Consider the following 22,647-nt stretch of genomic DNA (forward strand, 5'->3'; position numbering starts at 1 on the left):
TCATTAAAGATTGCATGCCTTCTGCTTTGGCATCAAAGGTTATTTTATACTTACCACCTCTTTCAATCTTGACTGGCGCTTGCAACAATTGAACAGACCATTGATTTGGTCCATGATCTGTCACAATGACTTTTAGAGCCCCGTCAACAGTTAAAGCCTCAGCCAACCCTTCTCCATGATTTAAAAACAGCGACCAACTGCCTCCACTATCAAGATATCCACTTTCATCTGGCTGATTTTGAGATAACTCCGTTGTAAAACTACCGTTCCCTAACAAATTAATATTTTGATCTAAATTACAAAAGATCGTGTTGGTTAGTAAAATTAAGAAGAAAAAGCACAATAAGGAAATATAAACATCTTTCTTAATAAGCTTTGATTTAAACATACAATAAACCTCCTTGACGAGGGAGAGGGCTCCGCCCTAGACCCGCTTTAAATTCAAAATCTTATTTTTAAAGTGCTTAGTTAGAAAGGGAGAGGGCTCCGCCCTAGACCCGCTTTAAATTCAAAATCTTATTTTTAAAGTGCTTAGTTAGAGAGGGAGAGGGCTTCGCCCTGGACCCACTTTAAATTCAAAATCTTATTTTAAATTGCTTAGTTAGAGAGGGAGAGGGCTTCGCTCTGGACCCGCTTTAAATTCAAAATCTTATTTTAAATTCATATTAATAATCGATATTTAAAATTATTACAATCAATTAAATTTTAAAGTGTCAATAAAATGGATTTGTAAGCTTTTTTTCAAAAGATTCACGGAGAATTTCTCCGTGAATAATCGATAAAATGTGGATATGAGATGAAATAAACACTATAACCCACACGTAGTGAGAGGTGCATAAATTCCTTAGAATATACTCCATCTATTTAAATGATATATTGAAACATGTTACATTGCAAAATGAATTAGCTTGATTTAGACTTAAATATTAACGAATGTCTAAAAATATTTAACAAATTTGTTTGTTTTCATACTTTTGCGCATTTGTGATAAAATAATTTTGTCAAAAATGAAATATGTTTGTTATTTAGTTTTGAAATATGAATTTATATTTTAAATTTTGTATAATATAGTAAGTACAGAAAAATGGAGGTGTAAAATGAACGAAAACGAAAAAAGGGTTTTAGAATTCTTAAAAAACTCTGATAAGCCTTTAAGACCGGGGGATATTGCTCAAGGTCTAAATATGGATAGTAAAGAGGTTAGCGAAATAATAGCGAAGCTAAAAAAAGAAGACAAAATCTATTCTCCTAAAAGATGTTATTACACAGCCAAAAAATAAACCGCACATACAATAAATTGTAAATATGTTGACAAAACTTATTTTTAGTGGTATAATTTTTTTTGGCATTTGGAAACAACAAATTTTAAAAAAGACTAATAAATAACATCGAAAAATTATTCCGGGTTAGCTCAGCGGTAGAGCGGGTGGCTGTTAACCACTAGGTCGGGGGTTCGAATCCCTCACCCGGAGCCATTTTTTTATTTTTAAATCCCATTCTAGATCTCTCACCCAATATCTATACCCTTTCATTATCCTTCCTGGTTTTTAAATTTTAATTTCCTTACACTCCCTATTCACTATTTTTATTTTTCAAGCAGCTTCATCAAACACCCTTTACATTCAATATTTTCATTTAATGTGAAGCTTACTCACATATTTTATTTTTTAAAAAACTGCGTACTTCTGTTTTTCAAAATCTAACAATAAAAAAGTACCTTAGATTTTATATTTGTTTTTTAATATAAATAACTTAGCTATACACAGCAGTTCTAGATAGTTTAAATGCCTCGTGATTCAAAGATAAGAGATTAATTACCCTGTTTAATCTTACTTTTTTAAAACATTTTTCTTAAATCCTACAAATCTAGTGGAACTACCTAAGAAAAAATGATATAATTAAGTGAAATATCCTCACGTCTCACAAACCGTTGATTAATACAATTCAAAAAATTTCTACAAATATCTTTTCTTTAAAAAATATATATTTCATTTTCATCTGCCTAAAAGTTCCAGAAGTTATCATTTGTTGGCACTGATTAGTGAAAAAACAAACAATTTTCACTTCACTAAAACTCTTAGAAAAAAGGTAATACCAGAACTTCTAAAATACTATAAAATATAGATTGGAGGCGGTAGTATGAATCAAAACAGTAAGTCTGGAAGGGTAGTTTCTATAATATTAGCGGTTGTTCTAGGATTTCTAGTGGGTTTTTTAGTGGCAACTCCTATCATTCGTAAGGATTTGGCTACAGAAGACCAACTAGCTAAAATCCAAGAAGATATCAAACAACTTGAATCAAAAGTCAAGGAAACCGCTGCAATATCCCAAATGATTAAAGATCTTGAGTCGAATCTAAAAGCCGAACTAACTACAAAACTATCTGCAGTTGAAGAAAAGATCGAAAAAAGCGTTGAACCTTCGCAAATCGGCCCTGCTCCTGAGCAACCATGGCCTTATGTACCTCTCGATGTTGAAGAAGTCAGAAAACTTGGACATAAGGGATACTATGACGGTGGTTGTGCTTACGGTGCATTTAATGCTATTATCTCCTCGCTGGCCGAGAAGATCGGTTACCCATATAACCAAATACCTACTTACATGTTACATTTTGGAAGAGGTGGAATTCTAGGGGAAGAAAGTGTTTGTGGAGCGGTATTAGGTTCAATTGCTGCAGTTAATCTTATAACCGGAAAAGAATATGCCCCAATTGCTCTTGCACTGGTAGAATACTACAAAAACACTCCTTTACCTACAGAGATTTCTAACAGATACGCTGTTAACCATGAGTTTTTGGTTGATGAATATTTAAGCGATGTAGCATTTCCACAAAGTGTTGCAGGTAGTGTAAATTGTAAAGTTTCTAAGGAAGAATGGCTCAAGGTTTCTGGTTATGAACCAAATAGTCAGGAACAAAGAGAACGATGTGGCAGAATTACTGGAGACATGGCTGCTAAAGCCGCAGAGCTTCTAAACGAATGGTGGGAACAAAAAAGTGGCGTAGAAGAAGAAACCGGACCTGTTGCAAAATTTAAAGAAATATTCCCAAACTCTCAATTCAAACAAGTAGAAGAAAATGTCTACCAAGTAATTCAAAATGGCAAAGTTATTGGTTATGTTGGTATTGGTAGCAAAAAAGGATTCGGGGGACCAATAACAGCTGCAGTAGGTATAAATTTAGATGGAACTCTTAAGGGAGTACGTGTGCTTGAACAAAATGAAACACCTGGCCTAGGAGATAAAATCACAGACACTAAATACTTATCTAAATTTGAAGGATTGAGTTACGATAAAATCAACGTTGACACAATATCTGGAGCAACAGTTAGTAGTAAAGCTTTAATTGAACTTGTTCAAGAAGAAGCTCAGAAACTGAAAAATTATGCGAAATAACTTGGATTTCTAAAAAGAAGCCGCTACTTTTCAATAAAAGTAGCGGTTTCTTTTATGCTAAACTGTTTCAAGGAGGTATTAAGTACTATTATCCCATAATTACTTCTATTTTATGAGTTTTCCCATCTTTTATAGGTTTAATAATATTCTTTTCTAATGCTACATCATCTAGTTTAATTTGTTTTACCCCTTTTTCTACATGTTGTGGATTTCTTACGGTAATATTATAAACATCTCCAAAATATCTTCGTTTAACTTGAAATCCATCCCAATCGGACGGAATACAAGGATCTATAACTAAACCTTCAAAATCTGCCCTAATACCTAGTATCCATTGAGTTATCGCAACAAAATTCCATGCAGCCGTACCAGTTAACCATGAGTTTTTAGCCTCTCCATGATTTTTTGCATCTCTACCAGCTATTGTTTGAGCATAAACATACGGTTCTGTGCGATGAATTTCACTAATATCTTCTAAATAAGCTGGCGCTATCTTTTTATAATATTCAAATGCTCTTTCACCATTTCCTACAATAGTTTCTGCGATCATAATCCAAGGATTGTTATGACAGAAAACACTCCCATTCTCCTTATATCCAGGAGGATAAGAAGAAATCTCACCAAGTTCGATATGGTATGACTTGTAAGTAGGATCTAATAAAATAAGGCCATATTGCGTATCTAGTCTTTCTTTTACAGAATCTAAAGCCTTTTTTGCAAAACCATTATCCAAACCCATTCCGCCCATAATACAGAATCCTTGAGGTTCTATATAAATTTGACCCTCCTCATTTTCTATACTCCCCACCTTATTACCAAAATAATCATAAGCCCTTAAAAACCAAGCTGGATCAACGCCATATTTTTCTATGCTTTTCTTCATCTCTTCGATATGAATCAACGCTTCTTGAGCAAGCTCTTTTTCTCCACGATGCTCACATAATTTTACAAAATCAGGACCAACAGTAATAAACATACCTGCAATCATCACAGATTCTGCTTGACTGTCCTTCTTGTTACTCAAAGTTTGAAAGGATTCTCCTGGTTCATCTGAAAAACAACTCAAATTTAAACAATCGTTCCAATCAGCATGACCAATCAACGGTAATCCATGAGGCCCTTTATTATTAATAACATGCCAAAATGAAGCCTTGAGATGATCAAATAAAATTGCCTCTTTACCATTATTGAACGGAACCTTTTCTTCAAGAATGTCATATCTGCCAGTTTCTTTTATATATGCTACTGTACTCATAATTAACCATAAGGGATCATCATTAAATCCACTACCTATTGCATCATTACCCTTTTTGTTGATAGGTTCATATTGATGATAGGCACTCCCATCTTCAAACTGAGTTGCAGCTAAATCCAAAATTCTTTCTCTTGCTCTATCAGGAATCATATGAACAACACCAAGAATATCCTGATTTGAATCTCTGAAACCTATCCCCCTACTTATCCCAGATTCAAAATAAGAAGCACTCCTGGAAAGATTAAAAGTAACCATACATTGATACTGATTCCAAATATTAACCATTCTATTTAACTTTTCATCGTGAGTATGTACTGTAAAATTATCTAAAAGGCTGTTCCAGTATCTATTTAACCTATTAAAAGCCTCTTGAACTTTTTCTTCTGTATTAAATCGTTCAATCAGTTCATGCGCCTTCTTTTTATTAATCACACCAGGCTTTTCCCATTTTTCTTCCTTTTCGTTTTCAATATAACCTAGTTGAAATATCAAAATCTTTTCTTCACCTGGCGAAAGCTCAAAAAATATACTATGAGACGCGATTGGAGACCAACCACTTGCAATTGAATTTTTTGATTTGCCAGCAGCTACTACTTCTGGCTCATTAAAACCATTGTACAAACCCATAAAACTTTCTCGATCTGTATCAAAACCGTCTATCTCTTGATTTACTGTGAAAAAAGAATAATGATTTCTTCGTTCCCTGTATTCCGTTTTATGATAGATCGTCGATCCTTCGATCTCAACCTCCCCCGTGTTAAAATTACGTTGAAAGTTGCTCATATCATCAAAAGCATCCCACAGACAAAACTCAATGAAAGAAAACAACTTAAGGTTTCGCTTTCTATTACTTTCATTTTTAATCTTTATTTGATGAATCTCACAATTAGCTCCTAAAGGTACAAAGTATAAAATCTCGGTAGAAATATCGTTGTATCTGCTACTAATTATTGTATATCCCATACCATGAAGACACCCGTATTCATCTAAATCCTTTTTCACCGGAGCCCATGTTGGAGACCAAATATCTCCGCCCTCATTTAAATAATAATATCTACCGCCTGCATCAGTGGGGACGTTATTATAACGATAACGAGTAATCCTTCTTTTACTCGCATCTTTGTAAAAACTATAACCTCCACTTGTGTTAGATATCAACGAAAAATAAGCTTCACAACCTAAATAATTTATCCAAGGGTATGGAGTTTGTGGTTGAGTTATGACATATTCTTTTCTACTATCGTCAAAATATCCATATTTCATATCTTTCTGTCCCCTTTCTTAAAAGTGATTAAACATTAAAAGAGTTTACACTCAAATTTTAAGTCCAATCTTTTATTTTTTAAATTAAATTAATTTAATCTAAACTTTTTCTCAAAAAATAAAATCACAAAAAATCAAACTATCCTTTGTGTTTACAAAACATTATTATATTCATTTACTATAATAATATGAAACTTGTTACTTAGCAATGTGGGTTAAACGAAAATAAACGAGATTGAACGAAAATATATTAAATTACTTGTGAAAATTATAGTTTTTTGCTCTCAAACATCCATTGCTTTTTGAATTTAAAAACTTTAAAAAAGAAGGGCACTTTTCGCCCTTCTTTAGTTTTGGTTTAAGTTTAAAACCAGAAATATATAGATAAAATGACCTGAATTGTTTATTATTCAATAAAAAATACTCTTGCTTCACCTGGGTTAACGGTGACTCTTAAATGAGCATCATGAATCTCCCAATTACTCTCTCCTCTTCTATAATTTTCCAACCTAGTATAGACTTTATGTCTACTTCTCCATGTATGATATCCAACATCAATATCAAAATAATAAGGATTCTTAAAATCCACATTTATTGGAATGACAATACCTTTTTTGCCGTCCCACCAGAACATGACAAAAGCCTTTTCACCAAAATCGATAAATCTGTAATTTTTTACATCCTTTAAAATATCTTTACATTCTTCTTTTAAATCTCCCAACAAAGTCATCAATTTTACCATATGATGGCTCGTATCCCAATGTAAAACATACCAATCGAAGAAAGCTAATTTACCATAAAACTGATCCGTGGGAGGCAAATTTTTAAATCTTTCCTCCATAGGATCTTCAACATCCAATCCCGTATTCATCGGTTGAGGTTCAAAAATTTCGTATCCTGAGTTAATAAAAGTAATCCCATTAGGTAAAAAAGTATTTACAACAGCTGTTAACTTCGAGAAAGTTTCTCCACCTTTTCTTGTAACAGCTCTAGGCGTGTCTGGCGTTTCGGCTGTTGCAAAAGTAGGTAAAGAAAGGTTAGGCGTAACTTCAGAAATAAACTTCTTAAATTCCCCTTCTTCTATCCTCGGTTCTGCCCACCAGGAATTACCTAAAATTCCGTCGTATCCGCTCTTTTTAGCTTTCAAGTGATTATCCATATTCAACTCTTCTGCTATTATTACAAAAGCAGGATCGTACTCCTTAACCCTTCTAATAATTTCATGCTCTAACTCGTCTGGTAAAGCATGTCCCATATCCAACCGGGCTCCGTCTATACCATAATTTTTTTGATAAAAAGGCATGATATTTGCAATAACATCCCAAAGCTCTTCATTCTTAATTTCACCAGGAAAAAGGCTCGCCTTAACTACATCAAAAAGTACATAAGGAGGCTGATTTTCATCTATGTACTTTAAAGCTTCCGTTGGATGTGATAAATACAACCTCAAGAATGTGACATCTTCCCATGCGGGTTGAGGATCATTTACCCAATCAGAAAAACCAGGCACAGTTATAACCCTAAACTCTTTTACTATTTCATCCAAAAAGTCTGGATTATCTTTGTTTTTCTTAACAAAATTCTCCCATCTCACAGGGTCTTTAGTTTTAGGATCCCAATCAAATTTTTTAAGGTGTTTTTTCACTTCTTCATTGTTGTAAATTATCTCCAAATTCTCTTTACTGGGTTGAACAAAACCCAAACCCTCGACTCTTGGAGGAGCAAAACCATTCATTTCATCTATATCAATCCAATAAAACCAATCAGGATGTTCAATTATTAAATTGTTATCCCTTGCAGCAGTTCGAGGAACAAAATCAAGCATAACCCTCATCCCTGCCATATGAGCTGCTTCAACAAAGGCTGCAAACTCTTGATCACTTGAAAAGTTGTTCCCCAATAATGTATCATGATAGCTCTTTTCTATCTTAAAGAAATCTTTCACAGAATAAGGAGAACCTACTTCTCCCTTTTTAAATTTATCGCTAGATTGAGTAACTGGAAGCAAATAAATACAATTTACATTGTATTGAGCAAAATAAGGAATCAAAATTATCATTTTTAAAAAAGTTCCTGATTCCGTGTATCCTTTCTCATCTATAGGAACAAAAAGCGTTTTTTGATCGTGAACATAAGCAGCAGTAGCCCGAACAAATGCTCCATAGACTATATCTGTATTAATCCAATCAGAACTCTTTTCCCCATACAAAAAAGAAAGAGGTTTGGCATAATCTTTTTCTTTATCAGATTTACTAACAATATCATCGATAATATTTGAAATGAATTCATACGGATTTACAAAAAATTTCCTCCCTGAAAGTCTTACTTTTCCACTGTATCCTTCAGGCATCCACCTTTTAGGTATTGCGTAATCTTCTTTTGCACCCTCAATCTTACTTTTTAAATATCTGTTAATTTCCAAAAGCATAGACATGATAACTTTCGCCCTCTCTTTAAAATTTATTTAAATACCTTTGAGATTTTAGTGAACATCGATCGAACGGGGGGAACCTGTTTTGGGGTTTTGGACGCGCTATAGCACGTCTCTACTGCTCTTAAATCAAGATTTTGAAGGATCTTTAATCATAAAAATTGAATGTTCCTACAATTAAATACGGTTATCTAGAAATCACTGAGTAGTCGAACGCGCAAACGTCTCTGAACTTTCAAGTTCGCAATGTAGTTTGTTCGCTACACACTTTCCGCCAATCAAAATCTAATACTTAATTGACATTTCAAGTCGCATTAGAAGGGTGTTTTTTAAATGGCGGAGGCGGTGGGACTCGAACCCACAAGGGGATAAACCCCACCGGTTTTCGAGACCGGCCCCTTAGCCAATTCGGTGCACGCCTCCTCTATCAATCTAACTATTGTTAAACATTGTAATATCCACAATGATTATAACTTTTTAAAAACCAAATGTCAATCGATTAATTCTTTCTTGGTTTCCCAAAAAATTCTAGCCCCTGGTTTAAATCCATATTCTTCAAAAAAACCTACTTTTACTTCAAGAGCATATCTGAATGGTTTGTAAATTGTATATACTGGACAGTTTTGACTATAACAAGGTTCCATCGTTTTAATCTCTAAAATAACTCCTTCGCTGTTAATAAAAGCTATATCAAGTGGAATATACGTATTTTTCATCCAAAAGGCCCTTATTCCTTCAGTTGGAAAAACAAATAACATTCCATATTCTTTAGGAATATCGTTACTATACATCAACCCTAAACTTTGTAATTCGTCGTTATCTGCAATTTCAATAGGTATAGTTATAGATTTGCCATCCTGTGAAATTGTTAGTTCACCTTTTGGAAACACTGGTAAATTAATATCTTGGGATATTAGCAAGATAGAAAAAGAAAGAAACACAAGTAAAAGAAACATATTTCTTTTCAATTTTTCATCCCTCTTTTTTATTTTTATTTTACTACAGCGCCTCCGGGATTCCAAATATCACAGGGACCAATTACACAGCTCTTAAAACTATAACAACTTTATTTCAATATTATTTCATTGCATTTATAAACATTTCCAATTCTTTTAAATCTCTCTGCCTTTTATACAATGGTTCTTTATTTTCTTTGTAAACATTTAATTGCTCTTCAAAAGTTGGTATTCCATCTTCTTCGTATATAATCCCCAATGCTAATTTATCTTCCTGAAAAGCAATCTCAAGCGCTTTAATTTTATCCGTTGGATCATAATCATCGCCAAGCTTATATGTATGTTGATTAAACCAAGCATAGGTATTTATTCTATTGAAAGTGACGCAAGGTTGAAATATATCAACTAAAGCATAACCCTTATGTCTAATCGCCCTTTTTATAATCTCTTTTGTACCTTTCACATCACCTACAAAAGCCCTTGCAACAAAAGTAGCCCCATTGGCAATAGCAACTGCTATCGGATTAAAAGGATCTGAAATAACCCCGTTGACTTGAACAGGTGTAACCATACCCTTTTGAGTGGTTGGAGAAGCCTGACCTTTTGTTAACCCATAAACCCTATTATCATGAACAATATTTGTAATATCGACATTTCTTCTAATATTATGAATAAAATGGTTTCCTCCCTCTCCGTACATATCCCCATCACCACTCTCCGCAATAACAAAGAGCTCAGGATTTGCCATTTTTATTGCAACTGCAACAGGAAGTGCTCGTCCATGTAACCCGTTAAAAGTATTATTCTTAAAATAATGAGGAATCTTTGCAGCTTGGCCTATTCCAGAAACAACTACCAAATTATTGGGAGTGATCTCTTCTAATTCTTCCAACGCTTTTTTAAGAATATTTAATATTCCAAAGTTCCCACATCCTGGACACCAAGCAATATCTAGTTCCTTTTCATTTTCAAAGGTGAAAAGATTTTGTCTGTCTGACATTATAAGTCCCCCTCAATTTTTTCGTTAATTTTAATGATCAATTCTTCTACAGAAAACGGCATACCATTATATTTAAGGATTTTCGAGTCGATACTCACTCCCGTTTCTGCCTTAAACAATCTTGCAAACTGACCAGTAGCATTATTTTCAATATCGATAACCTTTTTCGCATTTTCAAGATACTTAACAGAACCTTTATCAAGAGGAAAAACCTGAGAAAAATGAAGCATCGCTATCTTCTTGTCTTTAATATTTTCTATAGCCTCTTTTACTACATGATAGTTAGAACCCCAACAAACAATCAAATATTCATAGTTTTCATCCCCTACCAACTCAGGACTTATTATCTCATCATTAATAGCCTCAAACTTCTTTAATCTCTTGTCTACCATCTTTACTCTTATTTCAAGATTTTCAGTTATATGTCCATGTTCATCGTGTTCATCACTATCTACTATCACAAGCCCTTTACCAAAATTAGGAATTCCTCTTGGCGATACTCCTTTAACTGCTTTACTTAAATCATACCGCTTATAATTCTCATCTGTTTCAACAAAATGCTTTTCTATTTTAATATCCGATAAATCGAACTTTTTTACGTTTGAATATGAATCAACAAAAAACTGATCTGTCAAAATAAACACAGGCACTTGGTACTTATCTGCCATATTAAAAGCTTTTTGAGTTAAATAAAATGCTTGTTCAAATGTCCCAGGAGCATAAACGATCCTTGGAAATTCACCGTGTCCAGCATGAACAACCAAATTCAAGGCTTCTTGAGCTGTCCGGGTAGGCAGCCCTGTTGCTGGCGCAGGTCGTTGCCCTAAATGAATCACTACAGGAGACTCAATCATCCCCGCTAACGATACTCCTTCTTCCATAAGTGCAAAACCGCCATCAGAAGTGGTGACCATAGCCCTTCCACCAGTATACCATGACCCTAAAGCCATATTAATAGCAGCTATCTCATCCTCTGCTTGTTCAACTACAATATCAAAATGTTTTGAAAAGTTAGCCATAGCAGTCAACACACCTGTACCAGGAGTCATGGGATAAGCAAAAATCGAATCGCATCCTCCAGCTAATGCACCTAAGGCAACTGAATCAGTCCCACTTAATAACAAATCTTCTTTTAGATCTTCATCAGCTTCTATATCAATAATTATTTGTCCTTTATCTCGGAGTTCCTTGCCGATTTGATATCCCTTTGAAGCAGCTAGAATATTCCCTTCTACTATTTCTTTACCTTTTCTACCAAACGTTTCAACTAAATAATCTTCGATCGATTTTACTCTAATTCCAAAAAGCCCTAGAACCACTCCTACAGCAACAATATTTGCAAAAATCGGGTTCCCTAAATCATTCGCTATTTTGAGCAATGGCACATCTATTAAATTATCCATTTCTAATTTTAATGCTTCATTATCTGCAATAATCAAAGTTTTATCAGTAACTCGTTTACCTAAATGAGTTACTGAATTTCGAGACAAAGGAATCAAAATATCAATTCTGTCTACAAAACTGTTCACAGGTCTTGAACTTACCCTAATTTCAGTAGAATTGCTTCCACCTCTTATTCTAGACATATATTCTTTTGTAGCAAAAACATAATACCCATCTCTTTTTAAGATATAAGTTAGTAAACTTTCAATTGTTTGAATGCCTTGTCCCGCTTCTCCGGCTAAAACAATCGAAACTTCATCCTTTAAAGTTGTATTCATAACTAACCCTCCATGCCCTTAGCAATTTTAAAACATTCACAAATTCCAACCATGTTCGTTTAATTTAAACTCTACAAATTCACCTTCGAAAAAATACTCTACACCTTCCGAAAGCACTATAGTTTCGAATGTTTCCAAATTTACAAATAATCCCCACCCTCTCTTCAATTGGTTTGAAAACTTTAAAAAACTAAAATATTTTGTCTCTAAACCATCAACATTTCTGGCTAAAGCATAACTAGCCTTGACGTTTCTTAGGACTTTTTTTGATTTTTCAACATGAATTTCTCTTGGCCTTCCCCAATCATACAATCTGTAAGTTAAATCAGAACTTTGCTGAATTTCCAATAATAAACTATTAGGTCCAAGCGTATGGACCGTTCCAGCAGGAATAAAAATTGTATCATTTTTGTTCATTTCGTATTCTTCCAAAACATCGTCCCAGGTATTATCATCTAGCGCTTTTAATATATTTTGATTATCGTTAGAAACCTTTATTCTGCCATGATCTTTTAAGAAAAACCAGGCTTCTGATTTACCCCATTTTTGATTTTCTAATATTTTAGCCATAACGTCATCCGGATGAAGCTGTATTGACAACCAAGAAGAAGTAGCAATTAATTTCAAAAGAAGAGGATATTGAGGAAATAATTCACCAGGATTACCATATAATTTTCCACTATCTTTTCCAACCAATTCTGTTTCTGTATTATTCAACCCTGAGTACAACCAAACTTCACCAATTTTTTCCTCAGTTTTAACTTTGAAGATTTCATTGAGTATCTCACTGCCCCAAACTTTTTCTGAAAAAATTGGTTTTGAAAGTAGCGGCTCAGTTATTTTCATCTACATTTTCCTCCTATGGTGAAAAATAGTGTTTCGAAAAAATTATAAGAATCACGATTATAATTGAGAATAGGGGGGGCTACTCATCAAAAAGCCTTTTCAAGTACAATATCTTTTTTGGTACGCATATTTGCAAGGTATTGATCATACTTTACATTTAACCAACTCATAGTATATAGAATCTTCTCCTCATACGGTTGTGAACCACCGTTATATAAACTATAAGCCTCATCTTCACCGTAGCGTATTTTTAGATCATACAAATATAGAGCAGCTGTAATAATTTGAACATCCGCTCTTTCTTTAATATTATCCCAATACCACGGTGAAAGAAAATCGATACCCTCATAAATTTCTAAATATTGATATTTCAAGTACCAATATGTCGGGGCTTGAATTTGAAAATATCCTAAACTATTACCATTATCGCCCTTGATATTTTCGAAATTTGTCTCAACTATACCGATTGCAAGAAGCTCTATAGGAGTCACTAGTTCTCTAAGCTCGGGCATTTGGTTATAAAGGAATAAAAGGGCACCAACCATTTCACTGACGACCTTTTCGCCCACTTTGGTAAATTTCGTCAAATAATCCTCAAAAAAACCAACTTGTACCAAAATTTTATCTTCAACGTATTCATATTTTGTTGCTTCAAAATAAATTATCAGAACTATGGAAAAAACCAGTAATGCAAAAATACCAAACAAAATCAAATATTTCCTTTCTTTAAAGAAATTATTAAAATTCATAGAGAGCTCTCCCTTCTAAAAACCCTAATATGGTAGAAGAACCTTGGTGAAATCCGCATATTTTAATTGTTTGAGGGACTAAATATTTAACTATTAAGGAACAATAAACTCTCATGATTCAATTATATCATATTTTAAAATAACTGCTTTTTTAAACAATTTTAAACTAAAACATTAAAAAAGGGCTTTCTTAATAGAAACTTAATAAAAATATCTTTCTTGAATTAAATATTTATAAAAAGTTTTCTTTCCTGTTCCTTATTTATGTTACAATATATAAGAAACTAGAGACTAAAAATATTCGCTATAACATAACGCTAACTCAACGAAATTCCAACTATTCAAATAAAAATTACAATAAAGGAGTATTTAGATGCTCTCAGATAACATTGCAATAGGGAGATATGTTGAAAAAGATTCATTTATGCATTCATTAGATCCAAGAGTCAAGCTTTTAGGACTTTTTGTACTCGCTGGATTTGCTTTTTCAATTAATAGTTTTATTGACGTAGCTCTTATGTTTGTATATACCTTAGTCTTGATGATTCTATCAGAATTAAGTTTAAGATTCTATTTAAAATCTCTAAAATCAGTGTGGTTCATTGTTATTTTTGCCTTTGTTATTCAATTGTTTACTAGAGGTGGCAATACAATTTTTCAAATTGGTTTCATTAGAATCAGCGATGTAGGACTATTCAATGCATTCATTATAACTTTTAGAATAATATTCGCTGTTCTATTGGCTTCAGTTTTAACCCTAACAACTTCACCAACTTCGCTTGCTCACGCACTTGAAGATGTACTTCGCTGGTTTTTTGTTCCCAAAAGATTTGCGCATGAAATTGCCATGGTTATGACCATTGCTATTAGGTTCATTCCAGTGATTGCAAGCGAAGCCGATAGAATAATGAAAGCGCAACTCAGTAGAGGTGCAAATTTTGATGACCGAAAATTTTCAGGAAGAATCAAAGGAGCAATTTCAATTATAGTTCCTCTCTTAGTTTCTGCCCTCAGAAGGGCCGAAGATCTTAGTATAGCAATGGAAGCAAGGGGATACAACGGATGGGAAGGAAGAACAAGATTCAAACAATTTAAGTGGGAGTTAAAAGATACATTATTCTTAATTTCTTTTTGTGTTCTTTGTTTTGTAATAATTTTTGTATAATATATGATATTACCCTGTATGTAGAAGGTGATATAACACGATGAATTTCAAATATATATACGGCCCAATTCCATCTCGCAGATTAGGTCGTTCATTAGGAATCAGCCCTATTCCCTTTGGAACATGCAACCTGTCATGTGTTTACTGTCAACTTGGGCGAACCATAAATATGATAAATGAAAGAAGAGAATTTTTTCCAGTTGAAGAAATAATAAAAGAATTTAAAGAATATTCTCTTAACGGATTTGGTGATGTTGATTTCGTCACAATAGTCGGTGAAGGAGAGCCATTACTGTACTCAAAAATCGGAGAATTAATCTCTCAAATACGAGAAATTACTGATAAACCGATCGCTGTAATAACAAATGGTATACTACTGTCAGATAAAAATGTATGGGAAGAATTAATGCAAGCAGATGTAATAATGCCAACATTAGACGCGTATGATAAAGAAACATTCAAAAAAATAAATCGACCACACAAAAGCATCTCATTTGAAGAATACGTAAACGGTTTGATAGAATTTTCTAAAGTATATCAAGGCAAAATTTGGCTTGAATTCATGCTGGTAAAAGATATCAATGACAGTGAAGAATCGTTAAGGAAAATTAAAGAAATTTTTGATAAAATAACATACGATAGGATTTACATTAATGTACCAGTTAGACCACCTGCAGAGAAATGGGTTGAAATGCCTGATAAAAAAAGTATCGAATTAGCAGAAGAAATTTTAGGTGGAATAGCTATCGATCATTTAGCAAAAAACGAATTTTACAGTGCAATAGATGACGATTATGAAGCTCTAATAAGTATAATAAAAAGACATCCAATGAACCAATATGAAATTAAAAGCTTTTTGGAAAGCCGCAACTGTAAAAATATTAACGAAATAATGGAACGATTAGAAAAAGAAGAGAGCATCGAAGTGATCAACTACAAAGGCTTAAAGATTTACAGGTTAAAAAGATTAAAAGCATCTAGGAGGTAACCAAATGGCGGAAAATAAAAATAAAGACAATAAAAAGATCAACCCAGAGCCAACCGAAAAGAAAGAAGAAAACAAAAAAAAGGTAAAATCCACAGGCATTATTTGGATATACATCTCGCTAATAGCCATTTTTGTTATTGCTATAATTTTTTTGACCAGTGAAAAGGTGACAAACATCCCCTTTTCTCAACTGATAAGTATGATAAACGATGACGAAATTGAATCGATGAACATTAATCAAAATGGAACGATAGATATCGTAGCAAAAGATGGTACCCTTTATAAATCATTTTCTCCAAATATGATGGCTGATAAACAATACATTGACACAATAATTCAAAAAGGAATCAAGGTCGATTACAAGCAAAGCCTATTGTCTAAGTGGTGGTTTAATCTACTGATAAGTTTAGTCCCAACGGTAATTATCGTACTATTTTTGTACTGGATGTACAAATCCGCACTTTCAGGAACTAAAAGCAGTATGAGTTTCACTAAAAATCTTTCTAAACAGTTTGAACCTTCAGATAAAAAAGTAACGTTTAAAGACGTAGCCGGAATAGACGAAGTAGTTGAAGAAGTCCAAGATATAGTTAACTTTCTAAAAAACCCTGAGGAGTACCGAGAAATCGGTGCAAGAATGCCTAAAGGAATCTTACTAGTCGGACCTCCAGGAACGGGTAAAACACTCACTGCAAGAGCAATAGCTGGAGAAGCAAATGTACCCTTCTTCTATGCAAGTGGTTCAGACTTTGTCGAACTATTTGTTGGTGTTGGAGCTGCGAGAGTCAGAGACTTATTTAAAACTGCAAAAGAAAACGCTCCTTCCATTATATTTATAGACGAGCTAGACGCAGTCGGTAGACAAAGAGGTTCCGGACTCGGTGGGGGGAACGATGAAAGAGAACAAACTCTAAACGCCCTTTTAGTTGAACTAGACGGTTTTGACTCTTCTACCGGAGTCATAGTTATGGCCGCTACCAACAGACCAGACGTCTTAGATAAAGCACTTCTAAGGCCAGGCCGTTTCGATAAAAAGTTATTTGTAGGACCACCAGATGTCAATGGAAGAAAAGAAATCTTAAAAATACACATAAGAAATAAAGTAGTTAGCGATGATGTAGATTTAGACATCTTAGCAAAAAGAACTCCCGGTTTTGTAGGAGCTGACTTAGAAAATTTAACAAATGAAGCCGCTTTAATAGCAACTAGAAAGAGAAAGCCTGCGATCGAGATGATCGACTTTGAAGAGGCTTTAGAAAAAATAGTCTCAGGTCCAGCTAAAAAGCACAAAATAATCTCAGATAAAGAAAGAAAAATCCTAGCATACCATGAAATGGGACATTCAATAATAGCATATTCATTACCTAACACAGATCCTATCTACAAAATTACTATAATTCCAAGAGGAGTAGGATCGCTCGGCAGCACACTAATGCTCCCAGAAAAAGATAAATTTTTATTAAAAAAATCTGAATTACTAGACAGAATCACTGTTATGTTAGGTGGAAGAGCTGCTGAAAAACTCGTTTTCGATTTTGCTACAACAGGAGCAAAAGACGACTTACACAAGGCAACCGAACTTGCAAAAACTATGGTTTACCGTTTAGGAATGTCTAAAAAGATTGGTCCAGTTTATTGGGAAGCTCAAGAAGAAGAAGTGTTCTTAGGCAGTGATTTAACTAAACAAAGAAACTATTCTGAAGAAACTAAAAAAGAACTAGATATTGAAGTGAAAAGAATTATTAACAACATGTATGACAAAGCATTAGACATTCTAGCTAAAAATAGAGAAAGATTAGATCTGTTGTCTTCTTACATATTCAAAAAAGAAACCATGTATGGAGAAGAATTCAGAAAGATGATGGCAATGGATATAGAAGAACTTAGAGCTTACATAGGTGGAAAAGACGAAATAAACGAATTCTTAAAAATGGATGTAATAAATGGTCTTCAATATCAAAAAGCATAAAAAGGAGTTTGGTAAAAACATTGATCAAAGCTGTAATTTTTGATATGGATGGTGTAATAATAGATAGTGAGCCGTTGCACTGGGACGCAAACAAACAAATCTTTGCACAATTAGGTATTCCCATTCAAGACGTGCCATACAGTAATTACATAGGTGTTAGTAACGAAGATATGTGGCAAGATTTAAAAAACCTTTTTAATCTGTCACACAGTATAGAAGAACTAGTACAATGGCAAAACGAAGAAACACTAAAATATTTCAAAGAAACACCATATAAACCCATCGATGGTATTGTAGAACTGTTAATCGAGTTAAAAAATAATAATTTCAAGGTTGGATTAGCCTCTTCTTCACCTGAAATTCTAATTGAAGAAGTTCTAACTCATCTAGATATTAAAAAATATTTTGATACATATGCTAGTGCAGATTACGTTCCTCGTGGCAAACCTAAACCAGATCTCTTCTTATATACAGCAGGTCTACTACAAGTAAAACCAAAAGAATGTGTAGTAATCGAAGATTCAAAACAAGGAGTTAAAGCTGCAAAAGCTGCTGGAATGAAGTGTATAGGATTTGCTAACCCAAACTCGATGAACCAGGACCTTTCACAAGCAGATATAATAGTAAAAAGCTTTAAAGACATAACTATAGATTTAATCAAAAGTTTAGAAGAATAAAAGTAAAAGAAAAAGCGCTCAAACAACTTTGAGCGCTTTTTTCTAATTTATTAATAATAAATATTATCTACAAACCAGTCCATTACTATAAGTTCATCATCTTTTATATCTTCTCCTTCTGGTATTCTTAAATTACCATCTCTATCGTATATTGGACCTCTAAACGGATGAAACTCCCCTGTTTTAATATCATACTTCACTAACTCAACAATATTTTTTATCTGTGGAAGTACCAGTTTACTTAAAGGTGCTAAATCAACAACACCGCTCTTTAACCCACCCCAAAATTTCTCAATCTTTTCAGAACCGGAAAACAATCTAAACAAAGAAAAGTTAGATCCTCTAAGTACGTCTCTGATGATAGACTCATAATAAACACCCCAGTTCCAAATCGCAGAGGTCAAATAAGTAGTTGGAGCATGTTCTCTCATATCATAATGATACCCTATAGTATACACATTATATTTCTCACCAACTTTTAATACTTCTGCTGAATCCTGATGATGAGTTATGACATCAACTCCCATATCTTTTATTAAATACTCCGCAGTTTGTCTTTCATATTCAGAATTATGCCATGTATTTGTCCAGCCAACATAAACCTTTGCTTTTGAATTAACAGATCTTGCTCCTAATGCAAAAGCGTTTATGCCCATAATCACTTCAGGAATACCATAAGAAGCTACAAAACCAAGCTTATTATTCCTAGTCATAGCGCCAGCTACCATACCGGCTAAAAATCTTGGTTCATACATTCGACCAAAATAAGCGTTTATATTTTCAGGAAACCTATACCCTGAAAAATACATGAACTTCACGTTATGAAAAGCGCTCATCTGCTGATCATACAAATAATCTAAGCTTGTTGCAAAAATCAAATCAACCTTTTCTTTTTCCAGCTCTCTCATCACTCTTTCATATACTTTAGCATCGGTGACTCTTTCATAATATTTAGTAACGATTTCTCCCTTAAGTCTTTCCTGAACATACCTTCTTCCCAGTTCATGTGAATACGTCCAAGCAGACTCTTCAATACCTGTGTTGTATATAAACGCGACTTTTAAAGGAGTTCCAGCTAAACGAGCAGGCATCTTAAATAAAGGAACAACCGGTCTTGGTTTTTCTTCCGACAATTCTTCAACTAGGGTTTCAACCTGTCTTCTCATTTCCCTTTCTATCATTGGAACATTATCCAATCCAAACCTATTTAAATATTCAATAAACGCCTCTTCTTCTGGAAGCTTTAGTTTATCCTTCGCAAGCTCCCTGTATGCTTTTCTGAATGGTAGATATACAGAAGTAACCAATTCCTCGTATTTATTTTCAACAAACTCACTTTTTTTCTCATAATCCTTTATCAATTCATATAACTCGTTAAACTTCCCTTCTTTATTAAACCAAATAATATTGATCTTAGTTTTTTCATAAAAATCTAAAAATTCATAATAAATTCTAATCTGTGGATCATTCTCATCCCATTTTGGGATTAATCTTTTCACTTCTCCACGAATAGAAAAGGCATTCAAATACTTTAAAATACTAACTCTCTTGTTACCTTCAACCACGTAAAACCAATTAAGATACTCATACGCAATAATTGGATCCCTTATACCTTCTTTAGAATGAATCTCATACAAACTCATCCATTTATTAGCAAATTCAGTATCAGCTTTCATTAAAGGATAAAAATTAGCTGAAAAGGACATAGCTCTAGAACGATAATAGGTTCCCTTAATCCGTTCTATTGGAATGTCTATAATCCCCAAATTTTGTTCTTTGGCAATTTCAACATTTTGTATAATATCCTCAAGTGCCTGCAAATAACCTTCTTCACCCCTTGAGATGCTCGACAAAAAATCCCTTTTTGCCAACTTATAAGCCTTTTCGTATTCCGTTCGAGCCTGTGTTCTATAAGTTTTATACATAATTTTACCTCCAATTATATGTAGTTTAACTAAGAGTGACTAACTTCGGTTCAATCTTTTTATATGTTTCAATTTCTATCACTTCTTTCCTTTCTTCATCATATTTTATAAACTTATAAGGTACTGCATTAATTAAATAACATTTGTGATCAAAATTTTCAATAACAAAATCTAATTCCTGTTGTCCATATCTAGGATGAATATGACCATAAATCCATATTTTAGGGCGCAAAGAATAAAATAAATCTCCTAGATTTTTCGACGGTGGATGAGACTGACTAAATCTCTGAATGGTACCTGGTATATAAGGCGGAGTATGAGTCACCATAATATCAATAATCTTATACTCACTTCCGCGAAATGATTTTTTAAAAGTTATCTCTCTCTTGAATTTATTAACATCACTCTCAGAAAAATGAAAAGGTCGGTAACCATATGATAAAGCTCCAGAGAACCCTGCCACAACAATATCTTTATCAATAAACTTCTTTAAATTAATGACACCTTGATTCAGCACATATACCCCTTTATACACCTTAGAAAAAGAATAGTTCTCTTCTTTGTACGACTTCGAGAAATATTTTTTATCATGATTTCCATGAACCATTATACTGAATGCAGGTTTAAACTCGTTGATAAGATAATCCAAATATCCGGGCGAAAGGTCTCCGGCTGAAATAAGGAGGTCGATCTTTCTTTTATCCTTATTTTGTATGAAAATTTCTTCATCGGATACACAAATAATATCTACCATTTTTAAAGTCCTTAATCAATAATTATTTACATATAAATTGTATCAAATATTTACTAATTTCCGTATAAAAATATATTTAAGAAAGAAATAAAAATCACCTATATGCTAATTTCTCTTATCTTTCACGATTAATTACAAATATAACCATTCTAAGACAAATAAGTCAATTTATCATTTCGTTTATTAATTTCATTTTAGAATGAATTAATTGTATAATATAAATAACGAAGATACGAAAATGCGGGTGTGAAAAATCTAACCTGCAACCAGAGCGTCTCTACAACAGTAAAATCAATAAAATCTACACCTTTTATAAGGAGTGTGATAACTATGAACATCTCAGATTTTTTCGACGTTAAAGGTAAAACCATTGTAATAACAGGCGGAGCCGGAGTAATTTGCTCTGAAATGGCTAGAAGCTTAGGTAGTCTAGGTGCAAAAATCTCCATCCTAGATGTTTCTGAACCAGCCATGGAAGTACTAAGCCAAGAACTTTCAGAAAAAAACATCGAACACATTACCATCAAAACAGATGTCCTCAAAAAAGAACAAATAATAAAAGCGAAAGAAGAAACATTATCAAAGTTTGGTAAAATTGATGTGTTGATAAATGGGGCAGGAGGAAACCATCCCTCCGCTACCACAAGCAAAGATAAAAGCTTCTTTGATTTACCTCAAGATGCAGTTCAATGGGTTTTTAATTTAAATTTCCTTGGAACATTTCTAGCAAGTCAGGTTTTTGGTGAATACTTTGCTGAAAAAGGCGAAGGACAAATCATCAACATCTCATCCATGAACGCATTTAGACCACTAACTAACATCCCAGCATATTCTGCTGCAAAAGCAGCTGTTAGCAATTTCACACAATGGCTTGCTGTTCATATGAACCATAATTACTCTAAAAAGATAAGGGTCAATGCAATAGCCCCCGGTTTTCTACTCACAAATCAAAACAGATTCTTACTAACAAACGAAGATGGAAGCCTAACAGCAAGAGGAAATAAAATTTTAGAACATACTCCTATGGAAAGATTCGGAACCCCTGAAGACCTAATCTCAACAATAATATGGCTAATAAGTGACAAATCAGAATTTGTTAATGGTATAGTTGTTCCAATCGATGGAGGTTTTTCTGCATACAGTGGAGTCTAAAGCTTAGAACGTGTCCCCGTTCGAAATAGGGAGACGCTCGCATAGAGCATCTCTACACCTAGAAAATGCAACATTACAAGAAAATTCTTCAAAAAATAAACATAAGGAGTTGATATAATGGGTACAGAAAAATGCGACATCGGAGTAGTTGGAATGGCGGTAATGGGCCAAAACTTAGCCTTAAACATAGAATCAAAAGGCTATAAAGTGGCGGTATACAACAGAGATGGAGACAGAACAAAAAAATTCATCGAAGAAAGAGCCAAAAGCAAAAATATATTAGGCACATACACTTACGAAGAACTAGCAAACTCCTTAAAAAAACCTAGAAAAATAATGTTAATGGTCAAAGCTGGAAAACCGGTTGACGATGTTATAGAACAGCTCCTTCCTAACTTAGAAA

The 22,647-nt window shown here is 33.6% G+C and carries 18 protein-coding genes and 2 tRNA genes; 9 read left to right on the forward strand and 11 right to left on the reverse strand.

Translation table 11 applies throughout. The features are described from left to right. Window positions 1-388, reverse strand: a 388-nt coding sequence (locus PKN74_RS05895) for a carbohydrate binding domain-containing protein (protein WP_472309543.1), incomplete at its 3' end; no start/stop codon positions are given. Window positions 389-1,097: 709 nt separating this feature from the next. Between PKN74_RS05895 and PKN74_RS05900 the strand changes: the two genes are divergently transcribed. From PKN74_RS05900 to PKN74_RS05910, 3 genes are all read left to right on the forward strand, one after another. Further along, window positions 1,098-1,280, forward strand: coding sequence for a transcriptional regulator (locus tag PKN74_RS05900; RefSeq protein WP_472309545.1), 183 nt, complete (start codon window positions 1,098-1,100; stop codon window positions 1,278-1,280). Window positions 1,281-1,400: 120 nt separating this feature from the next. Continuing rightward, window positions 1,401-1,475, forward strand: a tRNA-Asn gene (locus tag PKN74_RS05905). A 664-nt stretch (window positions 1,476-2,139) separates the two neighbouring features. After that, window positions 2,140-3,393, forward strand: a complete 1,254-nt coding sequence (locus PKN74_RS05910) for a C-GCAxxG-C-C family (seleno)protein (protein ID WP_472309547.1) — start codon at window positions 2,140-2,142, stop codon at window positions 3,391-3,393. Window positions 3,394-3,481: 88 nt separating this feature from the next. On the opposite strand, the gene PKN74_RS05915 is transcribed toward PKN74_RS05910, so the two are convergent. The 8 genes from PKN74_RS05915 to PKN74_RS05950 all read right to left on the reverse strand — a co-directional run bounded on the left by PKN74_RS05915 (window position 3,482) and on the right by PKN74_RS05950 (window position 13,614). Further along, on the reverse strand, window positions 3,482-5,911 hold the full coding sequence (locus PKN74_RS05915; RefSeq protein ID WP_472309549.1) for a glycoside hydrolase family 94 protein: 2,430 nt from the start codon (window positions 5,909-5,911) through the stop codon (window positions 3,482-3,484). Window positions 5,912-6,317: 406 nt separating this feature from the next. Further along, window positions 6,318-8,345, reverse strand: a complete 2,028-nt coding sequence (locus tag PKN74_RS05920; protein ID WP_472309551.1) for a maltodextrin glycosyltransferase — start codon at window positions 8,343-8,345, stop codon at window positions 6,318-6,320. A 331-nt stretch (window positions 8,346-8,676) separates the two neighbouring features. Next, window positions 8,677-8,765 (reverse strand) — tRNA-Ser (locus PKN74_RS05925). A 68-nt stretch (window positions 8,766-8,833) separates the two neighbouring features. Beyond that, window positions 8,834-9,310 carry a DUF192 domain-containing protein gene (locus PKN74_RS05930; protein ID WP_472309553.1) on the reverse strand — a complete coding sequence of 159 codons (477 nt, stop codon included), beginning with the start codon at window positions 9,308-9,310 and terminating at the stop codon, window positions 8,834-8,836. A 109-nt stretch (window positions 9,311-9,419) separates the two neighbouring features. Continuing rightward, complete coding sequence (locus tag PKN74_RS05935) at window positions 9,420-10,298, reverse strand: thiamine pyrophosphate-dependent enzyme (protein WP_472309555.1); 879 nt, start codon at window positions 10,296-10,298, stop codon at window positions 9,420-9,422. Then, window positions 10,298-12,019, reverse strand: a complete 1,722-nt coding sequence (locus tag PKN74_RS05940) for a 2-oxoacid:acceptor oxidoreductase subunit alpha (RefSeq protein ID WP_472309557.1) — start codon at window positions 12,017-12,019, stop codon at window positions 10,298-10,300. Before PKN74_RS05940 ends, PKN74_RS05935 begins: the two co-directional genes overlap by 1 nt. A 36-nt stretch (window positions 12,020-12,055) precedes the next feature. After that, window positions 12,056-12,865, reverse strand: coding sequence for a class I mannose-6-phosphate isomerase (locus PKN74_RS05945; RefSeq protein WP_472309559.1), 810 nt, complete (start codon window positions 12,863-12,865; stop codon window positions 12,056-12,058). Window positions 12,866-12,951: 86 nt separating this feature from the next. Next, the gene (locus PKN74_RS05950; protein ID WP_472309561.1) at window positions 12,952-13,614 is read right to left on the reverse strand and encodes a hypothetical protein; all 663 of its coding nucleotides are present in this window, start codon (window positions 13,612-13,614) and stop codon (window positions 12,952-12,954) included. Window positions 13,615-13,987: 373 nt separating this feature from the next. Here PKN74_RS05950 and PKN74_RS05955 point away from each other — a divergent pair, with 373 nt between their 5' ends. The 4 genes from PKN74_RS05955 to PKN74_RS05970 are packed head-to-tail and all read left to right on the forward strand — an operon-like array spanning window position 13,988 to window position 18,413. Beyond that, window positions 13,988-14,779 carry an energy-coupling factor transporter transmembrane component T family protein gene (locus PKN74_RS05955; RefSeq protein WP_472309563.1) on the forward strand — a complete coding sequence of 264 codons (792 nt, stop codon included), beginning with the start codon at window positions 13,988-13,990 and terminating at the stop codon, window positions 14,777-14,779. 40 nt (window positions 14,780-14,819) lie between these two features. Then, entirely contained in the window at window positions 14,820-15,767 is a 948-nt protein-coding gene (locus PKN74_RS05960; protein ID WP_472309565.1) for a radical SAM protein, read from the forward strand. A 4-nt stretch (window positions 15,768-15,771) separates the two neighbouring features. Further along, window positions 15,772-17,736, forward strand: a complete 1,965-nt coding sequence (ftsH, locus tag PKN74_RS05965) for an ATP-dependent zinc metalloprotease FtsH (protein ID WP_472309567.1) — start codon at window positions 15,772-15,774, stop codon at window positions 17,734-17,736. Between the two features lie 20 nt (window positions 17,737-17,756). Then, complete coding sequence (locus tag PKN74_RS05970) at window positions 17,757-18,413, forward strand: HAD family hydrolase (protein ID WP_472309569.1); 657 nt, start codon at window positions 17,757-17,759, stop codon at window positions 18,411-18,413. Window positions 18,414-18,463: 50 nt separating this feature from the next. On the opposite strand, the gene PKN74_RS05975 is transcribed toward PKN74_RS05970, so the two are convergent. Continuing rightward, the gene (locus PKN74_RS05975; RefSeq protein ID WP_472309571.1) at window positions 18,464-20,338 is read right to left on the reverse strand and encodes a BMP family ABC transporter substrate-binding protein; all 1,875 of its coding nucleotides are present in this window, start codon (window positions 20,336-20,338) and stop codon (window positions 18,464-18,466) included. Between the two features lie 25 nt (window positions 20,339-20,363). Next, window positions 20,364-21,092, reverse strand: coding sequence for a metallophosphoesterase family protein (locus tag PKN74_RS05980; protein ID WP_472309573.1), 729 nt, complete (start codon window positions 21,090-21,092; stop codon window positions 20,364-20,366). Window positions 21,093-21,422: 330 nt separating this feature from the next. On the opposite strand from PKN74_RS05980, the gene PKN74_RS05985 reads away from it, so the two are divergent. Next, a complete protein-coding gene (locus PKN74_RS05985; RefSeq protein ID WP_472309575.1) occupies window positions 21,423-22,244 on the forward strand; it encodes an SDR family oxidoreductase in 822 nt (273 codons plus the stop codon). A gap of 117 nt (window positions 22,245-22,361) precedes the next feature. After that, the coding region (locus tag PKN74_RS05990) for an NAD(P)-binding domain-containing protein (RefSeq protein ID WP_472309577.1) at window positions 22,362-22,647 on the forward strand (286 nt) is incomplete at its 3' end.

The organism is Defluviitoga sp. (genome assembly GCF_035349255.1).
Taxonomy (GTDB): domain Bacteria; phylum Thermotogota; class Thermotogae; order Petrotogales; family Petrotogaceae; genus Defluviitoga.